The organism is Bacteroidota bacterium (assembly GCA_039821555.1).
GTDB lineage: Bacteria > Bacteroidota > Rhodothermia > Rhodothermales > Rubricoccaceae > JBCBEX01.
In genome coordinates this window covers 17,968-42,659 of sequence record JBCBNX010000028.1, presented here as the reverse complement: position 1 = coordinate 42,659, position 24,692 = coordinate 17,968, and the positions used below count along the sequence as shown (strand labels likewise).

General features: G+C 67.5%; 25 protein-coding genes and 1 pseudogene. 12 read left to right on the top strand and 14 right to left on the bottom strand.

What is annotated here, in order from left to right:
- Positions 1-441 precede the first annotated feature (441 nt).
- Positions 442-580 (top strand): annotated as a pseudogene (locus AAFU51_17895) (acyl-CoA dehydrogenase family protein).
- A gap of 51 nt (positions 581-631) precedes the next feature.
- On the opposite strand, the gene AAFU51_17890 reads toward AAFU51_17895, so the two are convergent.
- The 3 genes from AAFU51_17890 to AAFU51_17880 form a co-directional block, all read right to left on the bottom strand.
- A complete protein-coding gene (locus tag AAFU51_17890; protein ID MEO1573126.1) occupies positions 632-2,698 on the bottom strand; it encodes a hypothetical protein in 2,067 nt (688 codons plus the stop codon).
- Positions 2,699-2,764: 66 nt separating this feature from the next.
- Complete coding sequence (locus tag AAFU51_17885; GenBank protein MEO1573125.1) at positions 2,765-3,517, bottom strand: hypothetical protein; 753 nt, start codon at positions 3,515-3,517, stop codon at positions 2,765-2,767.
- Positions 3,518-3,574: 57 nt separating this feature from the next.
- A complete protein-coding gene (locus tag AAFU51_17880; GenBank protein MEO1573124.1) occupies positions 3,575-4,111 on the bottom strand; it encodes a hypothetical protein in 537 nt (178 codons plus the stop codon).
- Positions 4,112-4,534: 423 nt separating this feature from the next.
- Between AAFU51_17880 and hisI the strand changes: the two genes are divergently transcribed.
- The gene (gene hisI / locus AAFU51_17875) at positions 4,535-4,954 is read left to right on the top strand and encodes a phosphoribosyl-AMP cyclohydrolase (protein ID MEO1573123.1); all 420 of its coding nucleotides are present in this window, start codon (positions 4,535-4,537) and stop codon (positions 4,952-4,954) included.
- 19 nt (positions 4,955-4,973) lie between these two features.
- Here the strand turns inward: hisI and AAFU51_17870 are convergent, their stop codons facing one another.
- From AAFU51_17870 to AAFU51_17860, 3 genes are all read right to left on the bottom strand, one after another.
- On the bottom strand, positions 4,974-5,219 hold the full coding sequence (locus AAFU51_17870) for a GlsB/YeaQ/YmgE family stress response membrane protein (protein ID MEO1573122.1): 246 nt from the start codon (positions 5,217-5,219) through the stop codon (positions 4,974-4,976).
- 102 nt (positions 5,220-5,321) lie between these two features.
- Complete coding sequence (locus AAFU51_17865; protein ID MEO1573121.1) at positions 5,322-5,840, bottom strand: GAF domain-containing protein; 519 nt, start codon at positions 5,838-5,840, stop codon at positions 5,322-5,324.
- Positions 5,840-6,439, bottom strand: a complete 600-nt coding sequence (locus tag AAFU51_17860; protein ID MEO1573120.1) for a lysophospholipid acyltransferase family protein — start codon at positions 6,437-6,439, stop codon at positions 5,840-5,842. The genes AAFU51_17865 and AAFU51_17860 overlap by 1 nt, the downstream gene beginning before the upstream one ends.
- Positions 6,440-6,860: 421 nt before the next feature.
- Here AAFU51_17860 and AAFU51_17855 point away from each other — a divergent pair, with 421 nt between their 5' ends.
- The 9 genes from AAFU51_17855 to AAFU51_17815 all read left to right on the top strand — a co-directional run bounded on the left by AAFU51_17855 (position 6,861) and on the right by AAFU51_17815 (position 17,136).
- Positions 6,861-7,409 carry a sigma-70 family RNA polymerase sigma factor gene (locus AAFU51_17855; GenBank protein MEO1573119.1) on the top strand — a complete coding sequence of 183 codons (549 nt, stop codon included), beginning with the start codon at positions 6,861-6,863 and terminating at the stop codon, positions 7,407-7,409.
- Complete coding sequence (locus AAFU51_17850; protein ID MEO1573118.1) at positions 7,406-8,437, top strand: FecR domain-containing protein; 1,032 nt, start codon at positions 7,406-7,408, stop codon at positions 8,435-8,437. The genes AAFU51_17855 and AAFU51_17850 overlap by 4 nt, the downstream gene beginning before the upstream one ends.
- A 115-nt stretch (positions 8,438-8,552) precedes the next feature.
- Positions 8,553-11,381 (top strand): TonB-dependent receptor, encoded by a 2,829-nt coding sequence (locus AAFU51_17845; GenBank protein ID MEO1573117.1) that lies wholly within the window; start codon positions 8,553-8,555, stop codon positions 11,379-11,381.
- A gap of 177 nt (positions 11,382-11,558) precedes the next feature.
- The gene (locus AAFU51_17840; protein ID MEO1573116.1) at positions 11,559-13,325 is read left to right on the top strand and encodes a fasciclin domain-containing protein; all 1,767 of its coding nucleotides are present in this window, start codon (positions 11,559-11,561) and stop codon (positions 13,323-13,325) included.
- A 176-nt stretch (positions 13,326-13,501) separates the two neighbouring features.
- Positions 13,502-14,443 (top strand): fasciclin domain-containing protein, encoded by a 942-nt coding sequence (locus tag AAFU51_17835; protein ID MEO1573115.1) that lies wholly within the window; start codon positions 13,502-13,504, stop codon positions 14,441-14,443.
- A 38-nt stretch (positions 14,444-14,481) separates the two neighbouring features.
- The gene (locus tag AAFU51_17830) at positions 14,482-15,504 is read left to right on the top strand and encodes a nucleoside recognition domain-containing protein (GenBank protein ID MEO1573114.1); all 1,023 of its coding nucleotides are present in this window, start codon (positions 14,482-14,484) and stop codon (positions 15,502-15,504) included.
- A complete protein-coding gene (locus AAFU51_17825) occupies positions 15,505-16,047 on the top strand; it encodes a spore maturation protein (protein ID MEO1573113.1) in 543 nt (180 codons plus the stop codon).
- An 89-nt stretch (positions 16,048-16,136) separates the two neighbouring features.
- The gene (locus AAFU51_17820) at positions 16,137-16,784 is read left to right on the top strand and encodes a sigma-70 family RNA polymerase sigma factor (GenBank protein MEO1573112.1); all 648 of its coding nucleotides are present in this window, start codon (positions 16,137-16,139) and stop codon (positions 16,782-16,784) included.
- Positions 16,785-16,905: 121 nt separating this feature from the next.
- Entirely contained in the window at positions 16,906-17,136 is a 231-nt protein-coding gene (locus AAFU51_17815) for a hypothetical protein (protein MEO1573111.1), read from the top strand.
- Between the two features lie 24 nt (positions 17,137-17,160).
- On the opposite strand, the gene AAFU51_17810 is transcribed toward AAFU51_17815, so the two are convergent.
- The 4 genes from AAFU51_17810 to AAFU51_17795 all read right to left on the bottom strand — a co-directional run bounded on the left by AAFU51_17810 (position 17,161) and on the right by AAFU51_17795 (position 20,455).
- On the bottom strand, positions 17,161-18,426 hold the full coding sequence (locus tag AAFU51_17810; GenBank protein MEO1573110.1) for a patatin-like phospholipase family protein: 1,266 nt from the start codon (positions 18,424-18,426) through the stop codon (positions 17,161-17,163).
- Positions 18,427-18,564: 138 nt separating this feature from the next.
- Complete coding sequence (locus AAFU51_17805; GenBank protein ID MEO1573109.1) at positions 18,565-19,161, bottom strand: phasin family protein; 597 nt, start codon at positions 19,159-19,161, stop codon at positions 18,565-18,567.
- Positions 19,162-19,277: 116 nt separating this feature from the next.
- Entirely contained in the window at positions 19,278-19,826 is a 549-nt protein-coding gene (locus AAFU51_17800; protein ID MEO1573108.1) for a phasin family protein, read from the bottom strand.
- A gap of 47 nt (positions 19,827-19,873) precedes the next feature.
- The gene (locus AAFU51_17795; GenBank protein MEO1573107.1) at positions 19,874-20,455 is read right to left on the bottom strand and encodes a polyhydroxyalkanoate synthesis regulator DNA-binding domain-containing protein; all 582 of its coding nucleotides are present in this window, start codon (positions 20,453-20,455) and stop codon (positions 19,874-19,876) included.
- Between the two features lie 234 nt (positions 20,456-20,689).
- On the opposite strand from AAFU51_17795, the gene AAFU51_17790 reads away from it, so the two are divergent.
- Complete coding sequence (locus tag AAFU51_17790; protein ID MEO1573106.1) at positions 20,690-20,965, top strand: polyhydroxyalkanoic acid system family protein; 276 nt, start codon at positions 20,690-20,692, stop codon at positions 20,963-20,965.
- Positions 20,966-21,010: 45 nt separating this feature from the next.
- Here AAFU51_17790 and AAFU51_17785 read toward each other — a convergent pair whose 3' ends face one another.
- The 4 genes from AAFU51_17785 to AAFU51_17770 are packed head-to-tail and all read right to left on the bottom strand — an operon-like array spanning position 21,011 to position 24,603.
- The gene (locus AAFU51_17785; protein MEO1573105.1) at positions 21,011-21,592 is read right to left on the bottom strand and encodes a hypothetical protein; all 582 of its coding nucleotides are present in this window, start codon (positions 21,590-21,592) and stop codon (positions 21,011-21,013) included.
- Positions 21,593-21,632: 40 nt separating this feature from the next.
- Positions 21,633-21,788 (bottom strand): cbb3-type cytochrome oxidase assembly protein CcoS, encoded by a 156-nt coding sequence (gene ccoS, locus AAFU51_17780; protein ID MEO1573104.1) that lies wholly within the window; start codon positions 21,786-21,788, stop codon positions 21,633-21,635.
- Entirely contained in the window at positions 21,785-24,400 is a 2,616-nt protein-coding gene (locus AAFU51_17775) for a heavy metal translocating P-type ATPase (protein ID MEO1573103.1), read from the bottom strand. Before AAFU51_17775 ends, ccoS begins: the two co-directional genes overlap by 4 nt.
- Positions 24,397-24,603: a hypothetical protein gene (locus AAFU51_17770; protein MEO1573102.1), complete on the bottom strand. Its 207-nt coding sequence runs from the start codon at positions 24,601-24,603 to the stop codon at positions 24,397-24,399. The genes AAFU51_17775 and AAFU51_17770 overlap by 4 nt, the downstream gene beginning before the upstream one ends.
- Positions 24,604-24,692 lie beyond the last annotated feature (89 nt).

Sequence of the window (24,692 nt, the reverse complement as noted above, 5' to 3'; positions counted from 1 at the left end):
GCGGGCATGAGCAGCGAGGGTTGGTTGCTACTCATATCGGCTCGCCCGCGACCGACTCAAATGTCAACGCTCCCTAGATGAAGGAGAGGCTGTTTTGCTCGCAATGGTAGATCCTGTTAACTCGTGCCTGCCTGTCTCTAAGGACAAGAGGTGGCCCCCAGCAATTCAACGCGATGAGCCTGTTTGCCTGAGATTAAACGGCATGCTCAAGGAGCAAGTCATGTGTTTCGAGCAGTGCGCTCTGCGCTTCATTACGAATGGAGGCTTTGAGACGCTTCGGGTTTCACTCCTCGGTTCCACGAATGGCGACAAGACACTACGTATCGTCTTCACGTCCAAGCCAGCTACCGTAGCTAGAGTTACAGTAGTTGACGGACTCAAGTCTTACATCGAAGCCCATCGCTCGAATTGCGGTGAGCTTCTGGTACCGTGAAGGCGTTCGGCGGCAACGGCGTCCTACTTGGAGCACGACGTGGCGCGGCTGTTTGCGGATGCCGAGGCGGTCTACTCCTACGAGGGCACCTACGAGATGAACACGCTCATCGTCGGCCGCGCCATCACCGGGCTGAGCGCGTTCGTGCAGGGCGCTCCGCTGGCGATGCGGTCCGGGTCCGTTCGCGGGGGACGACGGCTACGACCACCAGCCTCCCATCCATTCCCACAGGTCGCTCCACCACTGGTAGGCATCGTTGCCCTCCGACGGGTCCGCGCACGGCCCCTGTGTGGCGCCCTGGCTGAGATAGTACTCCAGCGCTGTCCCGGACTTGCTCATGGTGAGCCCGTTGTAGCAGATCACGGCCTCACTCGGCTCCTGCGGGCCCCCTGTCGGAAGCTCCTGCTCCGAGGCCTCCGCCATGGCCCGCTCGCTGGCGGTGGAGCTCTGGGCCGCTGAAGCCAGGTGCCGGATGTTGTCCGAAGAGTAGCCGAGGCGACGCAAGGCCGGCTCCAGGCGCGCCTGGTCGAACTCGAGCGTGACGTTGGGGCCGAAGTTGACCGCAGAGCCATAGCCCATGCCGTTCTCGATGTCGGTGCGCCACTGCTGGTCGGCCGCGATCTCAGCGTCGCGCTCGGCGGTGTCCCAGGCGCCGCGCCGGTGCCAGTAAAAGACGGCCTCGTAGATCAGGCTCTCGGCGAGCAGCGTCTCGTGGAAGAGCTTGACGCGGAGCGCGCCGCCGCGGTCGTAGAGCCACTTCGTGTTGAAGGGCCAGTTGAGCGGGACGCATCCGGTATTCCACGGGTAGGTGTTCCACGTGCAGTCGGCCTCGGGGTCGGTCGTGGGCTCGTCGTCGAAGTGGTGCTTGAGGAGGCGGAGGCTCCGGATGTCGATCTCGAACGCGTCGATGTCCTGCGCCTCGAAGGTGCGGGTGCGGTGCTGCGCGATGTCGCTCGCGGAGAAGCCGCCGAAGCCGCCGTTGATGGAGCCGACGCGGGTTGTGTCCTCGGCAGCCAGGCGGAAGTTGGCGAGGCCGTCGTAGCTCAGGTTGTCGAACTCGAAGAAGACCTGATCGGCCGGGCTGAGGTTGCCCAGCGTCTCTGAGAGGCGGGCGTACGATTCGTGGGGGTTGCCGCCCGGCCGGTCGAGCAGGGTCACCTGCCGGTCCGGCATGAACCGCTCGCTACGGTGGGTGTGCTGCGTCCACGAGTTGGAGTACATGTCGATCTCGCCGCTCGGCTGCGTCCACTGGCCGGTCATGTCGCGGTAGATCGTGAGGTCCATGTGCCCTCCCGGCGGCGGCGCCTCCTGCTCCACGATGAGCGCCCCGCGGATCTCGGCCGTCCCCGTGCTCACGTCCATCCGCACCTCCTGCTCGAAGGAGCGGATGTAGATGAGGCCGTCCCACCGGAGTGTGCCCTCCACGACGAGGTTGCCCTCCACCAGGAGCACGCCGTTGCCTTCGAGCGTTCGCCCGGACGGGATACGGAGGTCCCCCTCGACCCGCACGAAGCGGGCATCACGCACGCTGCGGCTCCCGCGCTGCCCGTAGGCCTGGTTGCTCGACAGCGTGGTCGAGGCCGTCAGCTGAACGTCTTGCGCGGTGAAGCCCGAGAGGATGTCCCCGTAGAGCTCGACGAGGCTCGGCGTGCTGTACGCGCTCAGCACCGACCCCAGATCCTGCCGCGCGTCGAGGCCTTGGCGCGTTCCAGCCGCCGCGCTGAGCGCCGACTGGACGTTGTTCACCATCGTCGATGCGCTGAGGATGTTGTCGAGGCGGTAGTCGTAGAGCTTGCTATAGTCGAGGTAGCTCGCGCGCAGCAGCCCGTCATCGTCCACCGCGTTGATCGTCGTCATGGGGTCGATGCTGGCCGTGGCGTAGGGCGCGTCGATCCAGAGCGGCCCAGGGAAGTCGACGTCGGTGACGAGGTAGTTGCTCGCGATGCTGTGCTGGCTCCCGCCGCTCATGCCCGTCACGGAGAAGTAGACGGTGTCGCCGCGCGGCTCGAACCGGTCGATGCGAACGCTGCGCCCGTCGATCTCGAACGTCTCTGCGAGCGGGAGGTCGTTGTTGAGCTGACCGCCGCGCAGCATCGCCGTGAGGACCGCCGTGTGGGCGGCGTCGGCGGCCTCGCGGGCGAGCGCGAGGTCGTGCGTGGCCGACTGCTTGCGCTGCGCGTCGAGCCGCGTCGAGGAGTCTCGGAGCAGGGTCGTCGCCGTGGTGACAGCGGCAACCATGACGATGAGTACGAGGAAGCGTCCCATGAGAGGGTACGAGGTCGGTCGGGGAAAAGTGGAGGACGGAGCGGGAGGAAGAGCAGGCGTGGTGCGTCAGTCGTCGGAGTCGCCGCCGCTGCTATCTCCCGATTCCCACGTTGTGGTCGGCGACGATCCAGGGGAGCTCCCGGTCACGAAGCCTCCGCTCGCAGAGCGCTCGAGGTAGGTGAGGTTGGGTGGGCGCACCGTGTGCCCAAAGCGTGCCACGTTGATCTGGCGCTCGGAAGCCTGGTCGCTGGTGAGCGCCGCGGTGCCCTGGCTCGCCAGCTCGACGTTGAGCCGCAGCGCGTAGAGGTCGGCTGGGGCCGCCCCGTCGGTGACCGGTGCCCCGCTGGCACCGAACAGCGTCACGTCGAAGCCAATCACGGCGTCCGCGACCGGCTGCGTGTCGGCGCCCATGAAGGTGTCGATGTCCCGATGGAGGACGTAGGCCGTTCGGACCGAGTCGCCCACGGTGTAGGAGCGCCCAGCTGGCTGCGTCCAATAGCGCACGGTGCCGGGTTCCTTATTACCGGGCTCGGTTTCAATCAACCCGGGGCATTGAATGGACCTCACGACCCCATCGCTGTGCCGTTCGAGGACGCAGCCGGACGGGGCCAGGCCCATATCTCCCGCATCGCCCTCGGTGACGAGGTTGTTGAGATCCTGGCCGAGGCTGGTCATCACGGCCTCGCCCCGCGTCTGAAGTTCGTAACGCATGGCTTCGTCGACGCTGTTGAGGCGCTCGCGCATCTGGAACACGAGCAGCGCCAACAACAGCACCGTGCCAACAATGATGGCCGAGAGATGGTCGAGGAGGACGTGCATGAACGGGTACGTTGGGGCAGCGGGTCAGGCGGGCGGGTCGGCGGAGAAGCGGGCGGCCTACTGGTGGAGGAAGAGCTTGGCAGGCGTGAGGGGGACGTCCAACGTGATCTCCATCGGCGGGCGGTCCGAGGCCACCTCAACGGCCCGGGTCACCACCGAGACGCTCTTGGCCGTGGTCTCGCTTGCACTATCGATTTCGAAGTCGAGCGGACTGACGTAGCGCACCGCGAAGGACACGGTGTAGTCCTGCGTGCCCTCCGCGATGGGCTGGCTCACCGTGATGCTGTATCCGTTGAAGTCGTCGATGTCGTCGAAGGTGTCGGGGCTGGTTTCCCCGGCTTCAGGGCCGAGGCCCGCTGGCGCGGCTAGGCCAGCCACATCGCTTTCGGAGCGCATCCCGAGCACACCCACGTCGGCCTCGTCGAAGGCGTAGTTCTTGACCTGGTTGGCCCAGTAGAGCGCCACGTTGAGGCCCACGCTTTCGATCTCGCGGGCAATGGCGTTGCGTTCGGTGTTGTTGACGTGGCGGTGCATGGTGAGCCCCACCATGGTGAACATGAACACGGCAATCAGGGAGTAGAAGGTCTGAGTCATGGGGCCGTCGGCGGAGAGACGCAGGGCGTGGAACTTGACGAGGGCCCTATGCCTCCGAGAACAGCGTTCCTCTGGCGCCGCATCTCACTATGGGACCCGGTTGTGGAATCGGAATGCGGTAATACCTGGTTCTATTGCTCTCTAGCAACTACCGTCCCATTTTAGGACTGGGCCCCTTTCGAAACGGGTAGACAGACCTGTCAGAGGACCCACCGCATGCCCTTTCGTACCGCCCCCCGTCTCGTCCTTCCACAGCGCGGTCTTCCAGTCGAGCCGGCGACCTGCACAGCTTCCAGCGGCCGACATAGCACGGGGCTCCCGCGATTTTTCTGTGGGGACGCCTCTGCCTTCGAAACTTGCCTCCCGGACTCGCCATTTGCGCCCGCTCCCGTTCTCCCGTTCTCCCGTCAACACCCCGCTCCCGTGTCAGACTTCACGCCCCTAAAGCTCGCCGACCCGCAGCCCGTCCTTGACGCCGCAACGTACAACGCCGACGGCCTTGTGACCGCCATCGCGCAGGACTATGCCACAGGCGACGTGCTGATGCTCGCCTACATGAACGCCGACACGCTGCGCGAGACGCTGGAGACCGGCACGATGGTCTACTGGAGCCGCTCACGCCAGAAGGTGTGGCGCAAGGGCGAGTCGTCGGGCAACACGCAGCGCGTCGTGAGTGTGCACGTCGATTGCGACGGGGACGCCATCCTCTTCAAGATCGAGCAGATTGGCGGGGCTGCGTGCCACACAGGGCGCCGCACGTGCTTCTACTTGGAAGCCACCAACGACGGTCTCGTCGAGCGCGGCGAGTTGCTCTTCGACCCGGCCAAGGTCTACGGCTCCTGAACGACGCCCAGCGCGGCGTTCACCGACCGCGCACCTTGTTGACGATGAAGAGCAGCAGGATCGCGCCAACGGTGGCAACGAGGATGCTGAAGATCAGTCCGCCGTCGTCGCCGATGCCGATCAGGTCGAACACGAACCCGCCGAGGATGGCGCCGAGGAGGCCAACGCCGAGGTTGCCAAGCAGGCCCATCGAGCGCTTCATCACCTTCTCCGCGATGAAGCCTGCAACCAGGCCGACGATGATCCAGAAAAGCAAGCCGCCCATGACTGCGTAGGGTTGGTGGTGTGAGGCCGGTGGTGCCTCCAAAGTAGGCGTCTGCTTGGACTCTACCAAGCAAGCACGACCAAGCAAGCACCGTCGTCCCGGCTAGCGCTGCGCCGTATGGGCGAACTGGGCACCGAGGCGGGCACAGAGCGTCTCCAGCTCGGCCTGGTCCTCGGCCGCGGTGAACGCATCGGGGTCGTCCGAGTCGACATCGAGCACGGCGAGGAGCGTGCCCTCAGGGGTGAGCACCGGCACAACGACCTCCGAGCGCGTCGACGACGAGCAGGCGATGTGGCCGGGGAACGCCTCCACATCGGGGACGAGTTGCGTGGTCTGGGTGCGCGCCGCTGCGCCGCAGACGCCCTGGTCGAACGGGATACGCAGGCAGCCGTGGCCGCCCTGGTACGGCCCGATGGTGAGTAGGTCGTCGGACACGGCGCGGTAGAAGCCGGTCCAGTGGTAGTGGTCGAAGGCGTGGTGCAGTTCGCAGGCGACCGTCGCCATGGCCGCCGTCCAGTCCGTCTCGCCGTCGAGCAGCGCGTCGATGCGGGCGGCGACCTCGGCGTAGCGCTCGGTGCGGGTTGCGGTGTGGGCGGCAGCGGGGGGTGCGTGCGTGCTCATTAGGCGTATTCGGGGTTTTTGCCATCGATGGTGGCGAAGTAATCGCGCATGAGTTCGACCTGCGCTCTCATGTCGCCGTTGGTGCGGAGGAGCGGGCCCAGCCGCACTTCGCGCGTCGGATAGTCGAGCGCGATCATGAAGAGCGGCACCTGCGCCCGGTGGGCGATGTGGTAGAAGCCCGTGCGCCAGCGGTCGACGTGCTTGCGGGTCCCCTCGGGCGTGATGGCGAGCACGAACTCCTCGCGCTCGAACAGGTCCACGACGTCTTCGACGAGGTGGCCGCTGCGCCCTCGCCGGACGGGGATGCCTTCGAGCAGGCGCAGGAGCCACCCGAGCGGGCCGCGAAACAGCGTGTGCTTCGCCAGGAACCGCACGCGCACCCCGATGGCGACCGCCGCGGCTAGGCCGATCAGCCCGTCCCAGTTGGAGGTGTGGGGCGCCACTACCAGCACGAAGCGCGGCTCGTTGGGCAGCTCGCCCACGATGCGCCACCGGCCGCAGACGGCCAGCACGAACCGCCCGAAGGCCCGCGAGTACGCGTTGCCGCGTCGGGGGGCGGCATCGCCAAGGGGGGGAATCGTGCGAGGGGGGGAAGACATCGGTTGGGGAACGGAGCACTTCCCAGGTTGGGTTCCTCGCCAGGGTGCGCTCCGCTGACCCGATGTGTCTCTAGCGGAAACCCTTACCTAGTCATCCGGTGAACTCCAAGGGTACAACGATCCGATGGGCGCATCCAGCCCCATGCCCACCCTGCGTGTCTCGATCTTGCCCTGGCCCGTGTCTACCTCCGTCTCCGCTCTTGCCGTTGCGCCAATGCCGCCCCCAGGGACGGCTGTGCGTGGGTATGCCGGGCCGCTCCCCCACTTCGACCCAGCGCGTCTCCCCATGTCCTCTCGCCGTCGCGGTTCGTCCTCGTCGGGCTCTCGCTCATCTTCGTCCCCCAACTCGGCCGAAGCGTCGCGTTCGGACTCTGCGACGCACGAAGCGTCCGGGCCGGACCTGCAGCTCGCCACCTGGTGCGTGGCTATCCGCAGGGCGGACCCGCGTGCCTTCGAGGCGTTCTTTCGCGCGACCCACGGCGGCCTCACCCGCTTCGCTGACTCCCTTGTGCGCGACTCGGCTGTGGCCGCCGACCTCGTGCAGGAGGCCTACGCCCGACTCTGGGAACGCCGCGCCGACCTCGACCCGACTCGCTCGATCAAGGCCCTTGTCTACCGCACCGTGCGCAACCTCGCGTACAACCGAGCTCGTGACCGCCGCACCCGCGCGGACCTTCTCGCCGAGCACACCGCCGGGACCCCGCTTGCCACAGGCGTGAGCGCATCTCCGCTCCCCGATGCCGAGGCCGAGGCCAAAGCCTTGGACGCTCGCCTTCAGGCGTGGATCGCAGACCTCCCCGACCGCCAGCGCGAGGCCCTCACCCTCAGCCGCTTCGACGGCCTCTCGCACGCCGAAATAGCCGACGTGATGGGCGTCTCGCCCCGCACCGTCAACAACCATCTCGTACAGGCGCTCCGCACGCTGCGCGACCGCCTCCACCACTTCGCACCCAATCTCCTGAACCGATGACGCGCCCCACCCCGCCGGTGCGCCGCCTCGACCCAACCGCCGCGCACCGCCCCGACCTGACCGACGTGTCGCCTGACGAACAGGCCGCGTTGGACCGTACCTGGGACCTCCTCAATGGGGCCTCCAGCGACACGCCCTCCGCGGACACAGACGCGGCCTGGAACGCGCTTGCCGGGCGCCTCGCGCTGCCCAGCGACACCGCCCCCCAGCCCGCTCCGGTTCGACGCTCTCTCCCGTCTGCGCGCCGCCGCCGTGCGCGTTGGCCCATGGCGCTTGGCGTTCCCGCCGTAGCCCTGCTCGCGGCGCTCGCGCTCGTGTGGCCCCGCCCCATCACGCATGTGGCGCCTTTCGGCGCTCAGCACACCGTCACGCTGCCCGACGGCTCGACGGTACATCTCAACAGCGGCGCTCAAGTGACGCACACCCGCGGCTTCGACCGCCTCCCCTTCCTGGCGGCTCCCACCCGCACCGTCCGACTCCGGGGCGAGGCCTTCTTCGACGTGGCGGACGCCGCGACTGCCGACGGGCGTCCCTTCGTCGTGGAGACGTTCAGCGCCCGGGTTGAGGTTGTAGGCACGCAGTTCAATGTGCGCGCCTGGCCCACTGAAGCGAACGCACAGACCACGGTAAGCGTCGAGGAGGGCATCGTAAGCGTGGCCCCGACCTCGCCAGCGCCCGACGCCACCTCCTCCGATGGCATCCGGTTGACCGTGGGCGACGAAGCGGTGGTGGGGCGCGGCAGTGCCGTCGTGCAGACCGAGGTCGCCTCGGTGGAGCAGGCGACAGCCTGGCGCCGTGCTGGCCTCGCCTTCCGAGGCGTCCCGCTCACCGCCGTCGCGTCCGAGCTGGAGCGGCGCTATGCAACCGCGCTCCGCCTCGATCCGAACGTGGCCACGGAAACGCCGCTGTTCTACTACCAGCCCGCGCCCGGCTCGCTCACGGCCGTGCTCGACGACCTGGGCCGCGCACGCGGCTTCCAGTACCGCGCCACGAGCGACGGCTACCACCTCTTCGCCGCCACCGACTGATGGGTGGCGGGCCGTTCTTCTCAGGGGCGGAGGCCGTCCCCTGGGGGAACGCCTGATTGAAGGCAGCCGTCTCCCCTGCCTATCCTGGGAAGTCCACCTCTCTAACGTCGTTCCCATGCGCTATCGCACCCCTACACACTCCCCAGTGGTTGGCTCCGCCTGGTCCCTGTGGTGCTGTGCGGTGTCGGTGCTCCTGATGGCGCTCTTCAGTCCTGCACGTGCCCAGGACGCCGATGCGGAGCCCCGTTACACCCTGATGCTCCGCGGCGTCCCCGCGAACGAGGCACTTGAGGTGCTGGTCGAGGAAACGGGGCTCAGCCTGCTCTACGAAAGCGGCCTAGTCCCTTCTGACCCCATCTTCTGCGCGATGCGCAGCCAACCCGCCGAGACGATGCTGCGCTGCATCGTGGACGCGATGGACATCGACTTCTACCGCCTCAGTTCGGGCACCTACGTGCTCACCCAGCGCGTGGAGGCGGCGACCCGCCACGGAGCCTTCGCCGGGGAAGTCGTCGACGCCGAGACGGGCGCGCCGCTTCCCTATGCCACAGTGCTTCTCGCCGATGCCACAGGCACCGCGACCGATGCGGATGGACGCTTTGCACTCGCCTCGCTCGTGGCCGGTCCCTACCGCGTCGCCGCCTCCTATGTTGGCTACGAGGCCATCGAGGACAGCGTACTGGTGGAGCCAGGCACCCAGGTCCGCCGTCGCCTCGCGCTTCGCCGGACGACGGCGCAGGCTGCCCCAGTGGTGGTCAATGGCCTCCAACAGCGCCTCCCGTCGTCGCTGCTCGGCAGCGGCGAGGTTGCCCTGAGCGACGCGCCAGACGCGCCTCCAGCCGAGGACCCGCTCACCCAGGCAGCCTCCGTGCTCGGCGTGACGCAGTCGCCCGCCTTCGCCGATCTACACATCCAGGGCGGCGAAGCGGGCGAGCATCAGATTCTCCTCGACGGCATCCCTGTCTTTCGCCCGATCGCGCTCGGACGCATGCTAGGTGCCTTCAGCCCGCTTGCCCTTGGGCGCCTGAGCGTGCAGAAGGCGGGGTTCGGCGCTTCGCATGGCAGTTACACGGCCGGCGTCATCCAGGCCGAACATGCCCTGGGCGTGAACGCAGGCCCCGGTCTGGACGCGGCGCTTCTTACCGACCAGCTCAGCACGAGCGCCCGGCTCGATGCCCCTGTGCGGATCGGCAAGGCGACCGGTCGCGCGATGGTAGCGGCCCGGACGAGCCTCTGGGACGTCTTTCGCGACCCCATGCTCGACCAGACGCTACGCGACTGGAACGTCATCGACCCCGTCTTCACGCGCGACCTCCTCGGTGGTGTCGCGCCTGTCAGCGGCTACGAGGCCCACCGCCACGGCTCCGACCTCAGCTTCAGCGACCTTCACGCGGCGGGCCGTCTGCGCGTCTCGCCGTTTACCACGCTCCACGCCACAGGCTACATCGGCCAGAGCGAGATCGGCACCGAACTGTTCGCAGGCAACTTCGCCGGAGAGGCTGGCGGCGACGACCCGCTGCTCATGCTCACGCGCGACCGCTACCGCTGGACCAACGCGGGCGGGCGACTGCGAGCAACGGCGCTGCTCGGTGCCCGCACCGCCCTAGACGTGGGCGTGCGCGTCAGTGTGCACGACCTCCACCACGCCTACGCGATGGGCGCGGCCACCCTTCCCGAGGTCGAGGACACGCCGACGGCCGAGTCCCGGCTGCGCAACCAACTCAACGCAACCGAAACCGCCGACGATACCAACCTCGTCAACGAGTGGGCGGGCGAAGCGCGGGCCACGTACAGCCTCACCCCGGCCCACCTGCTTGAAGGTGGCCTGGAGGTGGCTCGGATCGCTCACCGCTTCCGCCTGGGAGGCGGCAACGGCCTGGGCCTGAACCCGCTGAGCCTCGACGACGCGCAGTGGCGCATCGCCGGGTTTGTCACGCACCACTGGACCCTCGGCGTGCGGACGGTGATCGAGCCCGGCCTCCGCGTGACCTACGTCCCAGATCGTCAGACGGCGTATGCCGAACCGCGTCTGAGCATCCGCCACGATTTCGCCGAAGGCCCGATCACTGCGGTTCGCCTCGCGGGCGGCCTCTACCGACAGTTTGTGGGGCAGTACGACCTGAGCAACCTCGGTCCGAGCGCGCTGGCCCCCTCTGTGCGTTTCTGGATCCCCGTAGGCCGCGGCATCGCCCCCCCGCGCACCTACCAGGCCGCCCTCGATGTGCTCGCCACGCCGCATCCGGCGTGGACCCTGCAGGCCGAGGGCTATGCCAAGTGGCAACCCCTCCTCCACGCCCTCGACTACGACGCGCTCGTGCAGCACGCCGCTGAGAACACCGCGATGGAGACGATGACGCAGGCCGACCTGCTCGAAGAGGGCGAGGGCTACGCCTACGGGGTTGCTGTGCGCCTGACGCATGCTCACAACCGCGGCACGACCTCGGTGAGCTACGGCTACGATGTCGCTCAGCGCCGCCTGCCCAGCCGCTTCGATGGGCGCTATGTGCAGGCACCCTGGAACGAGCCCCACCGCCTGACCGCCCGCGCAGACCTCCGCGTGGCAGGCCCGTGGCAGGCGCACGGGCGCTGGCGGACCGTGCTCGGCCGCGCATGGGGCTACCGCCAAGCCTACTACGACTTCTTCGAGGACGCCCTGCTCGGGACCTTTGCCTTCGACACCCCGTCAGACGACACGGTCCCCGCGCACCACGAACTCGACCTCGGCGTCAGCTTCACGCACGCCTTCGGTGCCGTCCGGCTCGGCACCCCGACGGTCGCCGCCCGCGTGGACGTGCTCAACGTGCTCGACCGAGACAACGTCCTAGACTGGAGCCTGCAGGGCTCCGAGGCGGCAGCGGGAACCTCCACCGGTACTTCCTACGTGCCATTGACCCGGTACCTCCCCGGCCGTAGCGTGCGCCTGAGCCTCCAGCTCCGCCTCTAGCACCGCTTCCCCCGTTCCCTGCTCCTCACGGGAATCTAGCCGTCTACCGGTTTCGAATCTGGCGCGTAGGGTGTATCCTCTGCGCTTCTCCCACGCCTCGGCGTACCTTTGGTGTTGCGACCTCCCCTCTTGCTCCTCTGCACACCAGTCTCTTTCTGACCACCCACACTTCCTGCCATGCTGACTCGCCTCACCTCCTTGTTTCTCCTCCTCGCTCTAGCTGTTGCTTGGGTCGGGTGCGACGGTACCGATGAAGAAGTCGAGCCTGCCGACATCAAGCCCCTCGGCCAGTTCATTGCCGAGAGCGTCCGTCTCAACACGCTGGAAGCCGCGCTGCGCACGGCCGGCCTGCTCAACGACGACGACTCGACGCCGCTGAACAACGTCACCGTCTTCGCGCCTGAAGACGCAGCGTTCGCCTCGCTGAATGCCCTCACGGCTGCGGGCGACGGAGGCTTCGTGGATGCCCTCCTCGCTGACGAGGCCGCCCTCACGTCCATCCTGCAGTACCACGTCGTCGAGGGCCGCATCCTCAGCAGCGACCTCCAGGACGGCCAGACCGTGACAACGCTGGCCGGTGAGCAGCTCACCATTCGCGAGGTCAACGGCTCCTTCTTCGTGGACGGCGCGCCCATCACGCTCCCCGATGCAGAGCTTCCCGACGCCGTCGTGCACCGTATTGGCAAGGTGCTCACCGGCTCGCTCAACGTCGTCGAGTTCGCACTGCTCAGCCCGAACTTCTCCACGCTCGTCACCGCCCTCGCCAACACCGGCGAGTCGGACGACGCGGGCGATGACGACCTCGTGACGACGCTGTCCGGCGCTGGCCCCTTCACGGTCTTCGCGCCGTCGAATGCGGCCTTTGGCGCGCTGCCCTTCGCCACGGACTCGCTCCTCGTGGACGCTCGTCGCCCAACGCTGTCGAACGTTCTCACGTACCATGTTGTCCCGGGCGTTGTCTTCTCGGACGAGCTTCCTGAGACGGCCAACACCGTGCGGGGGGTCGAGGTCACCTTCGACGGAGCTACTGTGGACGAAATCGCCATTTCTGCGACTGACTTCCGGCTCTCCAACGGTATCCTCCACGTTATTGACGGCGTCCTCCTAGGTGGGACGACCATCGCCCAGCAGGCAGAGATCAACCCGACGCTTGCACCACTAGGCAACGCTCTTGTTGAGGCTGGCCTGTTCGAGACGTTCAACGGCACTGACCAGTTCACGGTGTTTGCCCCCGCGAACACGGCGTTCGTGGACACCGAGAACGGCGATGCCGAGCGCGTGCAGATCGCCGATGCTTCTGAGGCGGGTTTGCTCGCCCCGATTCTCCAGTACCACGTGGTGGAGGGCCGTGTTTTCTCGCGCGATCTCTCCAATGGTCAGATGGTGACTACGCTGACAGGTGAGACGGCTGAGATTACGATCGAGGCGGGCACGGTTAACATCAACGGAGCCTCGGTGACCGCACCCAACCTCCGTGCGTCCAACGGCGTAGTCCACGTCATTGACGAGGTACTGCTCAGCCAGTTGAATGTCGTGGAGCGGGCTATCGTGACTCCGGGCCTGGATGCCCTCGTCAGTGCCGTTGTGGATGCTGGGCTTGCTGACGCGCTGGCCAACACGCCGGGCATCACGGTCTTCGCTCCCAACGACGCAGCCTTTAACGGCGGCGGGGCTACCAGCGACGTGCTGCTCTACCACGTCGCCCCTGCGCAGGGAGACGGCAGCCCGATCTTCTCTTCGGAGATTACAGACGGCCTTACATCACCCACCCTCCTTGATGGGCAGTCGCTCACCTTCACGTTCGGAGAGGTAGCGGGCGATATGGTCATCTTGATTAACGCCGACGACGACGGTGACGACGAAAATGACCCACGGGTTCTCATCGCAGATGTGGAAACGTCCAACGGTGTGGTTCACGTCATTAATCAGGTACTGATGCCGTGACGTGAGTCCAGCTCTCAGCTCGGTCAAGCGGGGTGTCCAGACGGGCACCCCGCTTTTTTTGCGGCGATGTGGTACCGTTTCCACCTGCACTTTTTCCGGCGCGGAGTGTGGGAGTTCGAGCCGTCGCTGTACCTTGCACCGATTGCTCGTCCCGCCTCTCTAGCCCCTCGGTATCCATGTCGCGGCTGTTGCTCCTCGCCCTTGCTCTCTCCCTCATCGGCTTCGTCGGCTGTGATACCGAGGACGAGGACCCGGCCCCGCAGGCGCAGACGAACCTCGCCGATATGCTGACGGTGACCTCCGCACTTTCCACGCTTGAAGCGGCACTCGGCGCGGCTGACCTGACCGACGCGCTCCAGGCCGACGGCGAGTTCACCCTCTTTGCACCCGACAACGACGCCTTCTCGGCGCTGAATCGCGCGACCTCCGCACCGCCTACGGAGGGCGTGCCGATCAACGGCTTGGTGAGCACGCTTCTGCTTCCGGCCAACGTGGATACCCTCGCGTCGGTCCTCACCTACCACGTGGTGCCCAGCCGGGTTGAGGCCGCCGACCTGAGCGACGGCCAGACTCTGAACACGCTCGAAGGGAAGACGCTCACCGTGCGCCGCGTAGGCAGCGACTTCTTCGTCGAGGGCGCACGTATCACAGACACGGACGCGCCTGCGACGAATGGTATCCTACACCGGATCGAGAGCGTCCTCCCCGGGGCTGTTGACCTCGTAGGCTTTGCGAGCCTCTCGCCCGAACTCAGCACGCTCGCCACGGCTCTTGACGATGCGGGCCTTGTCGATGACCTCCAGGCAGCCGGGCCGTTCACGGTCTTCGCGCCCACCAACGCCGCCTTCGACGCGCTGGACGCGGTCCCCGAAGGTGACGCCCTCGCGTCGGTGCTGACCTACCACGTGGTCCCCAGCGCAGTGTATGCCTCCGCGCTGCAGGACGGCGGCACCGTCATGACGCTCCAGGGGCAGTCTCTCACCTTCACCTTCGAAACGGACGAGGAGACCGGCGACGTGAGCGTGTTTGTCAACGATGTCCCCATCCTCGCCACCGACTTTGCTGCCGACAACGGCATCGTCCACGTGATCGGCGGCGTGCTCCTTCCTGCTGAATAAGCACGCGCCGCACGCACCGATTGCCCGAGGGGCCGCGCATGCTGAACTACATCTGGGTCGGGCTGATCGTCACGAGCTTCGTGTTCGCGCTCGCGTCAGACGTGACGGACTTCACGCGCGACACCTACCGCAACGGCACCCCGCTGCCCGTCACGCTGGAGTTCGACGCGCCCTACGACTCGGAGGCTCGCCGGCAACCTGCTACGGTACGCATCGACGGCGAGGCCTACGGCGCGTTCTACGACACCGACGCGCGCCCCGCTGACGCCTACGACGCCACGCTCATCCGTACCGCCGAGGGCGTCCAGCTTCGCCTCGACGCCAGCGCGGACCTGCCGCACCCGCTCGTCACGATCCGCGACGTCACCAACCCGCGCACGGGGCAGTTGCAAGGACGCCTCGAAGTCGTTGCTCCGCCCGACACGTTGCTCAACGGCAACGATGTAGCGAACGCCCTCGTCACATTCGAACCCGTACGCTTCGTCAAGCTCAACGCGATCAGCCAGGCCGCGCTCGACTTCGCGGAGACGGCGGCGAGCATCGCGCTCGGGCTGATCGGCGTGCTGGCGCTGTTTCTCGGACTCCTACGCATCGCCGAGGCCGCGGGTGTGATCCAGGCCATCGGGCGCGTCGTCGAGCCGGTGCTGCGCCCGCTCTTCCCCGAGATCCCGAAGGGCCACCCCGCCTTCTCGATGATCGTGCTCAACCTCTCAGCGAACGTCTTCGGGCTGGGCAATGCCGCCACGCCGTTCGGCATCAAGGCAATGGAGGAGCTGCAGACGCTCAACCCGACGGAGGACACCGCCACCAACCCGATGGTGATGCTGCTCGCGATGAACACGGCGAGCGTGCAACTCGTCCCGCCGGTGCTGCTGCTCGCGCTGATGGGCCTGCAGATCAACCAGCTCATCTTCGCTATCATCCTCGCGACGGGCATCTCGCTCGTGGTGGCGATCACGGCGGCTAAGCTGTTTTCGCGCCTCCCCGCGTTCCGCGCCTCCGACCCAAACCGGCTGGATCCGGCCGGGCCGGACACGCCCACTTCGCCGCCGGAGGGCTAGATGGAAACGTTCCGCGAGATCATCAGCTTCGCCTCGGCCTTCGTGCTGCCTGCTATCCTTGTGGGCTTCCCGCTCTACGGGCTCTACAAGCGCGTGCCTGTCTACGAGACGTTCGTGGATGGTGCCAAGGAGGGCTTCCACGTGGCGGTGCGGATCATCCCCTACCTCGTCGCGATCCTGTTCGCCATCGCCATGTTTCGAGCGTCGGGGGCCATGGACTTCCTGATTGCGGGGCTGCGACCAGTGCTCGGTGCCATCGGTATCCCGGCAGAAGTGCTCCCGATGGCGATCCTCCGGCCGCTCACCGGCTCCGGCTCGGCGGCCATCGTGGTGGATATGATCAACATCTACGGCGAGGACTCCATCCTCGTGAAGATGGCCGCCACCATGTTCGGCTCGACCGAGACAACGTTCTATGTGATCGCGGTCTACTTCGGCGCCGTCGGCGTCAAGAAGACACGCCATGCGGTCGCCGCGGGACTCTTGGCTGACCTCGTGGGGCTCATCTCCGCCGTCTACATCGTGCGCTGGCTCTTCGGCTGACAGCCACGCGCGATTGTGGCAGTGAGATTCGCGTGAGGTTTACCGGGGAGTCTGTCGCGTATTTTGGCGACGGACCCACTGCCCTGCCGATGCTGACCCGCCGTTCCCGTTCTGCCCGTGCTCTCCCGTCGAGCAACGAGGAGTGGCTCGCGGCCCTGGACGACGACCGCCGTCGTGATGCCGCGCTCGCGGCGCTGCGCCCCATTCTCGTCCGGGGCCTCCGTGCGGCACTCGCCCGCCGCGTTCCGGCGCAGGCGCACGCGCTCGCCGAGGACTTCGCGCAGGAAGCGCTGCTGCAGATCCTCGACAAGCGCGACACGTTTCGCGGCGACGCCCGCTTCACGACGTGGGCGCAGAAGATCGCCGTCCGGCTTGCGCTCTCGGAGCTACGCCGCAAGCGGTGGGAGAACGTCTCGTTCGAGGACCTGCTGCCGGACGGCAGCCGTGCCGACGACCGCCTCGGGGCCTTCGCCGACGACGCGCCCGACCCGGAGCGCTCGACCGAGCAACAGCAACTCGTGGACGCCGTCGTCACGGCCATTGACGAGACCCTGACGGAGCGGCAGCGGACGGCGATGCAGCTCCTCGTCTTCCACGGCGTCCCGATGGATGTGGCTGCCGAACGACTCGGCACCAACCGGAACGCGCTCTACAAGCTGGTGCACGACGCCCGCAAGAAGCTGCGCACCGAGCTGGCGGCTCGGGGGATTCCGCTCGAAGAGCTCGGCGACCCGTAGCGCGGGGCGTACCTTGGAATCGCCCAATTCGTTCAGGGCGCCCCATTTTTCCTGGGGCGTAAGACCCAGCGGCCTCGTGCCGTCTGACGGTCCTCCCACGCCAGCTGTCGCGCCTATCGTGATGATCGATACTGCCCTCCAACACCTCGCTTCGTTCCTCGCACCCGAGATCGACCCTGAGCTCACCTGCGGGGAATGCAATGCCCAGGCCGGGCGCTATGCCGAGCTTGTGCAGCGTGGGCAGGACCCCGCATCCGTCCTCCCGCTGGTCCAGGAGCACCTAGACCATTGCCCTGAGTGCATGGAGGAGTTCCAGGCCCTCATCGACTCGATCATGGCCAACGCTTCGTGAGCGCGCTCAGCGATTGCCTCGGTTCTAGACCAGCCGGTCGCCGATGAGCGTGTCCAGGCGGTGGAGAGCGATGCGGAGGCGCTGCGTGACCTCGGAGGTCGGCGCGCCCTGGCGCTTGGGGTCGAGGCCGATGTTCGCCCAGAGGTCGCGGTGCAGGTCATCGATCACCTCGTCGCGGAGCCGGAGGCCGTGCGGGATCAGCGCGGCGCTGATCTCCTCGCGGCGCTCGCGGATGTTGGCTAGCGTCGAGCGGTAGGCGTGCTCACACACCGTGCGGCGCTGACTGAACGAGAAGATGTTGGTGAAGAACATCTGCGTGTCGTCGCGGCGCGGCTCGAAGAGGAGCACATCCTGCCCGGCATACCGGTCCTCGTAGGCCGCGAGCCCCACGTTGAGGCGCGAGTGGACGAGCGTGCGCAGCGTCTGCGACATCACCGCTGGCATCCCGAGGTCCACGAGGCGACCGGGGCGGATGAAGCCCTCGCGCCGCGCCGCAGCTAGGTCTACCGGCACGATCGGGTTGACGCAGAGCACGAGGTCGGCCCCCTTCTCCAGCGCCACCGAGGCGTGCATCGTCTTGAGGAGGACGCCATCGACGTAGTAGTTGCCGTCGATCTCGACGGGCGGGTAGAGCCCCGGCAACGCCGTCGAGGCCTGCACCGCGCGGGCGATCGGGATGTGGTCTAGCCCGCGCTCGCCAAAGCGCACCGCCTCGCCCGAATCGAGGTCGGCCGCGACGATGTAGAGCTGCTGACGGAGCCGCCGAAAGTCGTTGGTGCGGCCGTCTTTCCTGAAGACGCGCTCCAAGAACGCCCGGAGCGGGTCGTTGGCAAACAACCCGACCGGGACCGCGCGCGTGAGCCGGTCGATGAACGTGCCGACGACGCGCAGGTCGGTGGGATTGCGCGCCATATCCTTGAACGCGTCGAAGAGCAGGCCGGGGACGCTGAGGCCGCGCTTGAGGAACTCGCCGAACGCGGGCATGAGGAAGCGCTCGGGCTGAAACGGGTGCTCGCCCGGGTCCGTCGTGACGATGCTGCGGCAGAGCTGCGAGGTCGTCAGCCCGTTGGCGAGGCACGACGCCACGAACGCGCCCGCCGAGACGCCGACGTAGATCGGCACGCGGGTGAAGTCAAGCCCCTCGATGGCTTCATCGAGGGCGCGGAGGGTACCGATCTCGTAGATGGCCCCCTCGCCGCCGCCGCCCGCGAGCGCGAGCGCGATGGTGCTGCCAGGGCGCGAAGTCGTAGCATGGCCGTTCGGAGCGGCCCCGTTGGAGGTCGTGGGCATGAGCGCGAGAGGTGGGGGGAGCAGAGCGCGCAACGTCTCAAGCCGAGACGTTGGAGAGAGGCGCGTCAGAATAACAAAAAGCGCGCCGACGGGGTGGGGACGTCGACGCGCTGGGGATACGCTGTGTGGCCAGGGCGCTTAGCGCTTGCGGAGCTCGGCGACGGCCTTGGCCGCTTCGTCCTTGCCCTGCACCTTCTTCAGCACGGCACCGCCCACGCGGACTTCGTACCAGCCCCCGCCGAGGTGCTTGGCCGAGATGCCACTGTCGGCGTCGGCGCGGTCAGCGCGGAGCTTCTCGATGTTGGCGGCGAGGCGCTCGACGCTCTCGGTGAGTTCGGTGATCTCGCGTCGCGTCGGGACGCCGAGACGCCGCATGGCCGTGGTGACGGCGTCCTGCACGTTGTGCTCGACCTTCTTGCTGGCCTCGCCCGCCACGAAGACGGCCTCGTCGCGACGCTCCAGGAGCGCGGTGGCGAGGTTCGACGCCTGCGTCTGGAGGGTGGTCACGGCGCTCTGCGCAACCTCGCGGCCGGGGACGGTGAGGTCAAACGACGCGCCCTTGTCGGTCATCTGCTTGAAGAGCTTCGTGCCCTCCTCCTCAGCGAGGGAGAGGACGCCGAGACCCGCGAGGACGATCTTGTGCGCGAGCTCACGCGCGTCGGCAGCGGTTGTCTGTACGGCTTCGACCTGACGCTTGGCAAGCGCGGTCAGGGGCGCTTCGTTCTGGGTAGCCATGGGAGTTCGGTGTTGGGAGAGTCAGAAACGGGGTGGCAGTGGACGAGGACCGGAGCGAGGATCTCAGAGCCCCGGCCCTCGTCGTTTGCCATCCTCCTGAATAGAGGTCAGAGGACTTACGCCTTGCGGAGGTCGTCGACCTGCTTGTTGAGCTTGGCGACGGTTGCCTGGAGGGTCTGCACGTCCTGACGCGTCGGCATGCCGATGCGGTGGAGGGCTTCGGCAACGGCCTTCTCGACCTGCGTCTGAAGGTCCTTGGCGGTTTTCTCGAAGAGCTTCTTGCCCTCCTCGGTCTGCGCCTCAACGGCGCCGGTGAGCTCCTCGGTCTGCGTCTTCACGGCCTCGACGGCCTGCTCGGACTGCTTCTCGAAGCGGGTAAACTGCTCCTGCACGAACGCACGGGGACGCTCCACGAGTTGCTGCGGCCACTCGACCTCCTCGCCGCGAGCGACGAGGTTCGTGTACGTCTTGGTGGTCTCCTCGGCCACGGCCAGGTAGGCGCCGACACCGGCCCGGAGCACGTCGAGGGTGGTCTTGCGGACGGCCTCCGAGGCGTCGAGGGCGGTCTGCGAAGCGGTCTTGGCGGTCCGGCGAAGGTCGATGATCGCGCGTTCGACGAGCTCTTCGACCTGCTGGACGTAGGGGTTGTTGGTCTGGGTAGCCATGGATGGTACCTCGGGGTTGGATGGATGAAACAGGTGGGGGATGTCGGTTAGCGGTCGCCCTGCCCGCTGGGGTTCGACCCGAGCGTGTCGAGGTGCGACTCGAGTGCTTCGAGGCGGGCGCGGAGACGCGCCATCTCGTCGCGGATGTCGGGGCCGGGCGCGTCCGACGTATCGTCGGCCTTCGCGCGGCTGGCGGGGGTGAAGCGGTCCATGGAGGTCTTGACGAAGTCCTCGACCTGCTGCTGGACCTGGCGGACGCCTTCGCTGCTGGCGCGGACGGCCTGCTCGCCCGCACGCACGGCGGTTTCGCTGACGCGCTCACTGACGCGGGCGGCGTTGAGGCTCAGCCGCTCGCCCATGCGGATCACGTCGTGCAGAAAGCCCTTCGGGAGCGTGTTGCCGTCCCGGCGGCTCTCCTCGGCGATGAGCTGGGTGAGCACGGCCGCCGTGACATCTTCGCCCGTCTTGTTGTCTTTAACGCGGATCTGCGCACCATCGCGGATGTGCCGGGCGATCTCGTCGAGCGAGATGTAGCGGCTCTGCGTGGTGTCGTAGAGCTTGCGGCTGCCATAGCGCTTGATGAGGCGCGGGGCGGCGGCGGCAGCGTCGGACTGGGGGGCGTCAGACATCAGAGCAAGGGGATGGAGGCGAGAGCGTTGACAGCAGCTTTGACGCGCTGCGGCATCGCCTGTTCCCAATATTGACACATCGCGGCACAAACGATAGCCACAGCGCGGCATTTCGCGGTAGGTTCACGGCCTGCGTGCTGTCCGTTCACGATTGCGCCCGTCTCGCCCCACCACTACCGTCGGGAGCCCGATCTTATCAGCCTCATCCTTGCCTCTCCTCCAACCCGCCCCCCGATGCCGCACATCGACGTACGCCGCCGTCACGACCTTGGCCGCGAGGCAGCCCGAACCCTCGCCACGGAGCTAGCCGCCGACCTCGAACGCGACTACGGCGTCGATGCCCGCTGGGACGGCGACGTGCTGCGTATCGCCGGTCGCGGCGTCAAGGGCGACGTGGTCGCCACCGACACGGAGTTGCGCGTCCAGGCGTCGCTGAGCATGATGATGCGTCCGTTGCGCGGCGCGCTCACCCGCGAGATCGAGCGCACGCTCGACGAGGCGCTGAGATAGCGGTCCCGACGCCTGGCAGCTCTCCCCGATTGGCCTACCGATTACCTAGACCGGGGCATTGTTCATGATCGCCCAGACGAAGCCGACGATCAGCAAGAAGGAGAAGAGCAAGAAGCTCATCGTGAGCAGTAACGCCGTGTGCGTGACGCTCTCGGGACGCTCGTAGGGAGGGATGAGGTCCTTTTCGAAGGCGTAGGCGGCGCGGGCCTTCGCGATGTCCTTAGCTAGGGCTGCCCTTTTGACCTCCTGCTCGGCCAGGTACGCGTCCACGGCGTCGTCGCCAGCGGCCACAAACCGGCCATAACCGCTCTGGACGACTCCTTCGGGCGTCGTGGCTTCCACGCGCCAAAACAGGTCCGACGCACGCACGGGCAATGTGCTGAAGAGCGTCAGTTCAGTCGCGGTGCCTGCATCGAGTTCTAGCACGTCGCCTGCAAACGACTCGTCGTCAGAGATATGGACGACGTAGCCGGTCGCGTTGGGTACGCCGTGCCACTGGAACGACGCGGCACCAGCATCCACGAGCGCGCCGCCGAGTGGGCTGATCGGGCGCGGTACGTTCTCGGCTTGGGCCGCGACCTTGCTCTTGGCTTGCGTGGTCGTTGGAGTTAGCAGGGCAGCAGACATGATGGGTTGAGTCAGGTGAACGCGGTCAGGAATGGCCCTCTCAGGACGAAGGGACATGATCATCCTCAATCAGGATGCGGAGCGCTGGCGTTTCGACATCGTCGAACTGCCCGGAGCGCACGGCCCATCGGAAGGCAAGCACGCCAGCACCAGCGAGGAGGAGGGCGAGCGGGATCAGGACGTAGAGGACGGTCATGGCGAGGTGGTCGTGGGTCCTGGGTCGGTTGCGACACGGTGGCCGGAGCTTCCAGTCGAATGACCAGAGATCAGGGACGACGGGACCGCGCCGTCGGCGCGGAAGGAGCGCTGCAGAATGGACGACGCCACCACAAGCAGCGACGAGATCGGCATCGCTACGGCGGCGACGAGCGGAGTCACGAGGCCGAGCATCGCCGCGGCAGCGCCACCGACGTTGTAGACGAGCGAGATGCCAAGATTCCGGCGCACCACGCCGAGCGTATGGTCGGTCCCGGCGAAGGCTTCGGCGAGCGGCGCAAGGCCTAGGCGCGTCAGGAACACGTCCGCCGCGACGAGGCTGGCCGTGCTGCCCCCGCCGACGGCCACGCCCACGTCGGCCGCTCGCAGCGCCGCGGCGTCGTTGACGCCGTCGCCGACCATCACCACCACGCGGCCCTGGGCTTGCAGCGCTTCGACGGTGGCCCGCTTCTCTTCGGGCGCGACGCCGCCGTGGGCGCGCTCCGTGGGGATGCCGAGGGTGTTTGCGACAGCCGCGACCGCCGCCGGGTGGTCGCCTGAGCAAAGGTGGATCGTCAGCCCAGCCGCTTCGAGGGCGCGGAGGACCGCCGGCGCATCGTCGCGGAGGCGGTCGCCGATGGCGCACACGGCAGCGGGCTGCCCGTCGAGGGCGATGGCGACGGGCGTGTGCCCTGCGCGGGCGAACCGCTCGACGGCATCCGTCAGCCCCTCTGAGACGCTGACAGTCTGCGCCCACACCCACATCGGCTTGCCGACGATCACAGCCTGTCCGTCCACAACGCCCCGCACGCCCTGCCCCGCTTCGGCCTCGAAGGCCTCGGCCTTGAGCACCGGGCACCCGCGCGCAGCGACGAGCGCCGTCGCGACCGGGTGGACCACGTCCGCTTCGAGCACCGCCGCGAGGTCGAGCGTGGCGTCGAGGTCCACCCCCTCAGCCGCGACCGTCTCTACGAGCGCCATGCGGCCCTCCGTGAGCGTGCCGGTCTTGTCGAGGACGACAGTGTCCGCTTCGGTGAGCCGCTGCGTGGCGGCGTCCGACTTCAGGAAAATCCCCCGCCGCGCTGCGCGACCGGCTGCGACGGCCATGGCAAGCGGCGTCGCCATGCCGATGGCGCAGGGGCAGGTAATCACCAACAGCGCCACGACGTGATGCGCGGCGAGAGAGAACGTCCCGAAGAACGTCCAGGCCACCGCCGTGAGCGCTGCTAGACTCAATACGCTGAGCGAGAAATACCCGCTCAGCCGGTCCGCGAGGAGCACGACGCGTGCCTTGCGCCCTTCCTCGTCGCGGACCCATTTCAACAGGCGGCCTACGCGCGTCGCCTCTCCGGTAGCCTCTACCCGGACGCGAAGCGGGCTGACTAGGTTGGTCGCACCGGCCTCCACGGCATCGCCCTCGGCGACGGCCACCGGGCGGCTCTCGCCGGTAAGGACCGCGTTGTTGAGTTGGCTAGCACCCTGCGTGACGATGCCATCGACGGGGATGACCTCGCCTGCAGGAACCTCGACGGTCTCGCCGCGCGCCAGTTCGTCGAGGCGCGCCACCACCGTTTCGCCGGAGGCTGACACGCGGCGGACCATCGAAGGAAGGAGCGAGAGCAGCCGCTCGGAGGCATCGCCTGCGAGGCGACGGCTGCGGAGTTGGAGCCACCGCGCCGTCAAGAGCGCCGCGACGAGGACCGTGATCGAGTCGAACCACACCTCGCCCTGACCGGTGACCGTCGCCCACGCGCTGTGGAGCGTGCCCACGCCGATGCCGAGCGCGATGGGCGTGTCGATGTGGAGGCGGCGCGGGTCGCGGGCGCGCCAGGCGAGGCGCACCGATGCCCAGGCGCGCTGAAAGAACGGCGCGCCCCCATAGCCGACGGCCGGGACCGCGAGGGCTAGGCTGACCCAGCGCGCGAAGGCTGCCATCGTCGCGTCCGCCTCGGCATCGAGGCCGGAGTAGAACGCGAAGGCGAGCAGCATCACGTTGCCCGCGAGCGCCCACGCCACGCCCATCCGCAGCAGCAGGGCGCGCTCGGCCTCGGTGCGGCGACCTGCCGCCTGCGTCCGCATAGGCCGCGCCGCATAGCCAAACCGTGCAAGCCAGCGCCCGACCTCCGAAAGCGACACCGCGCCCGGGTCGAAAGTCAGCGTCAGCCGAGCGCGCGGAAGGTCGAGGACGGCCTCGGCCACGCCGCTGATCTCGAACGGGAGGCGCTCGACGAGCCACACGCACGCGGCGCAGTGCACGCCGTCGAGGAAGAGGTGCGTCCGGCGCAGGCCTTCGCCGACATCTGTAGTATGCTGCGCGAGGAAGGCGTCGGTATCGAGTTCGGCGAGTTGGAGCGCATCGCTCTCGGTAGGCCTTGCATCTCGTGTGGACGCGGCAACGCCGCGCAGGCGGTAGTACGTCTCGCCGAAGCCCGCGGCACCGAGCGCTTCGTGGACGACGCGGCAGCCCGTACAGCAGAACGCCTGCGGCAGGCTGTCGCCGCCGGCGGTCCCGAGCACCGGGCGTGGCCCCACGGGCAGCCCGCAGTGCATGCACGGCGTCTCCGGCGCGAGCGGAGCGCTGATGGGTACGCTATGGGTCCGCGCGTCGCTCATCGCTCGGGCGCGTACTCGGAGGACTCGACCACCGTCACGCCGCCATCGACGTTTGCCATGTAGGCGGTGTAGAGCGCCGCCGTGACACTCATCGCGAGCAGCAGCACCACGAAGAGCGGCCATGCGATGTGCGGCGGGATCAGGTCGCGGCGGGGCGCCTCGTGGGGAGTGTGACCGTTGGATTGCACGATGGTCTCTGTCATGGAAAGATTGCGGGGGTGTGGCCGTGAAGCGGTGTGGCCGTGGGACCTATGGAGCGTCACCGCATCACGGCCTCACTGCGACACCGCCG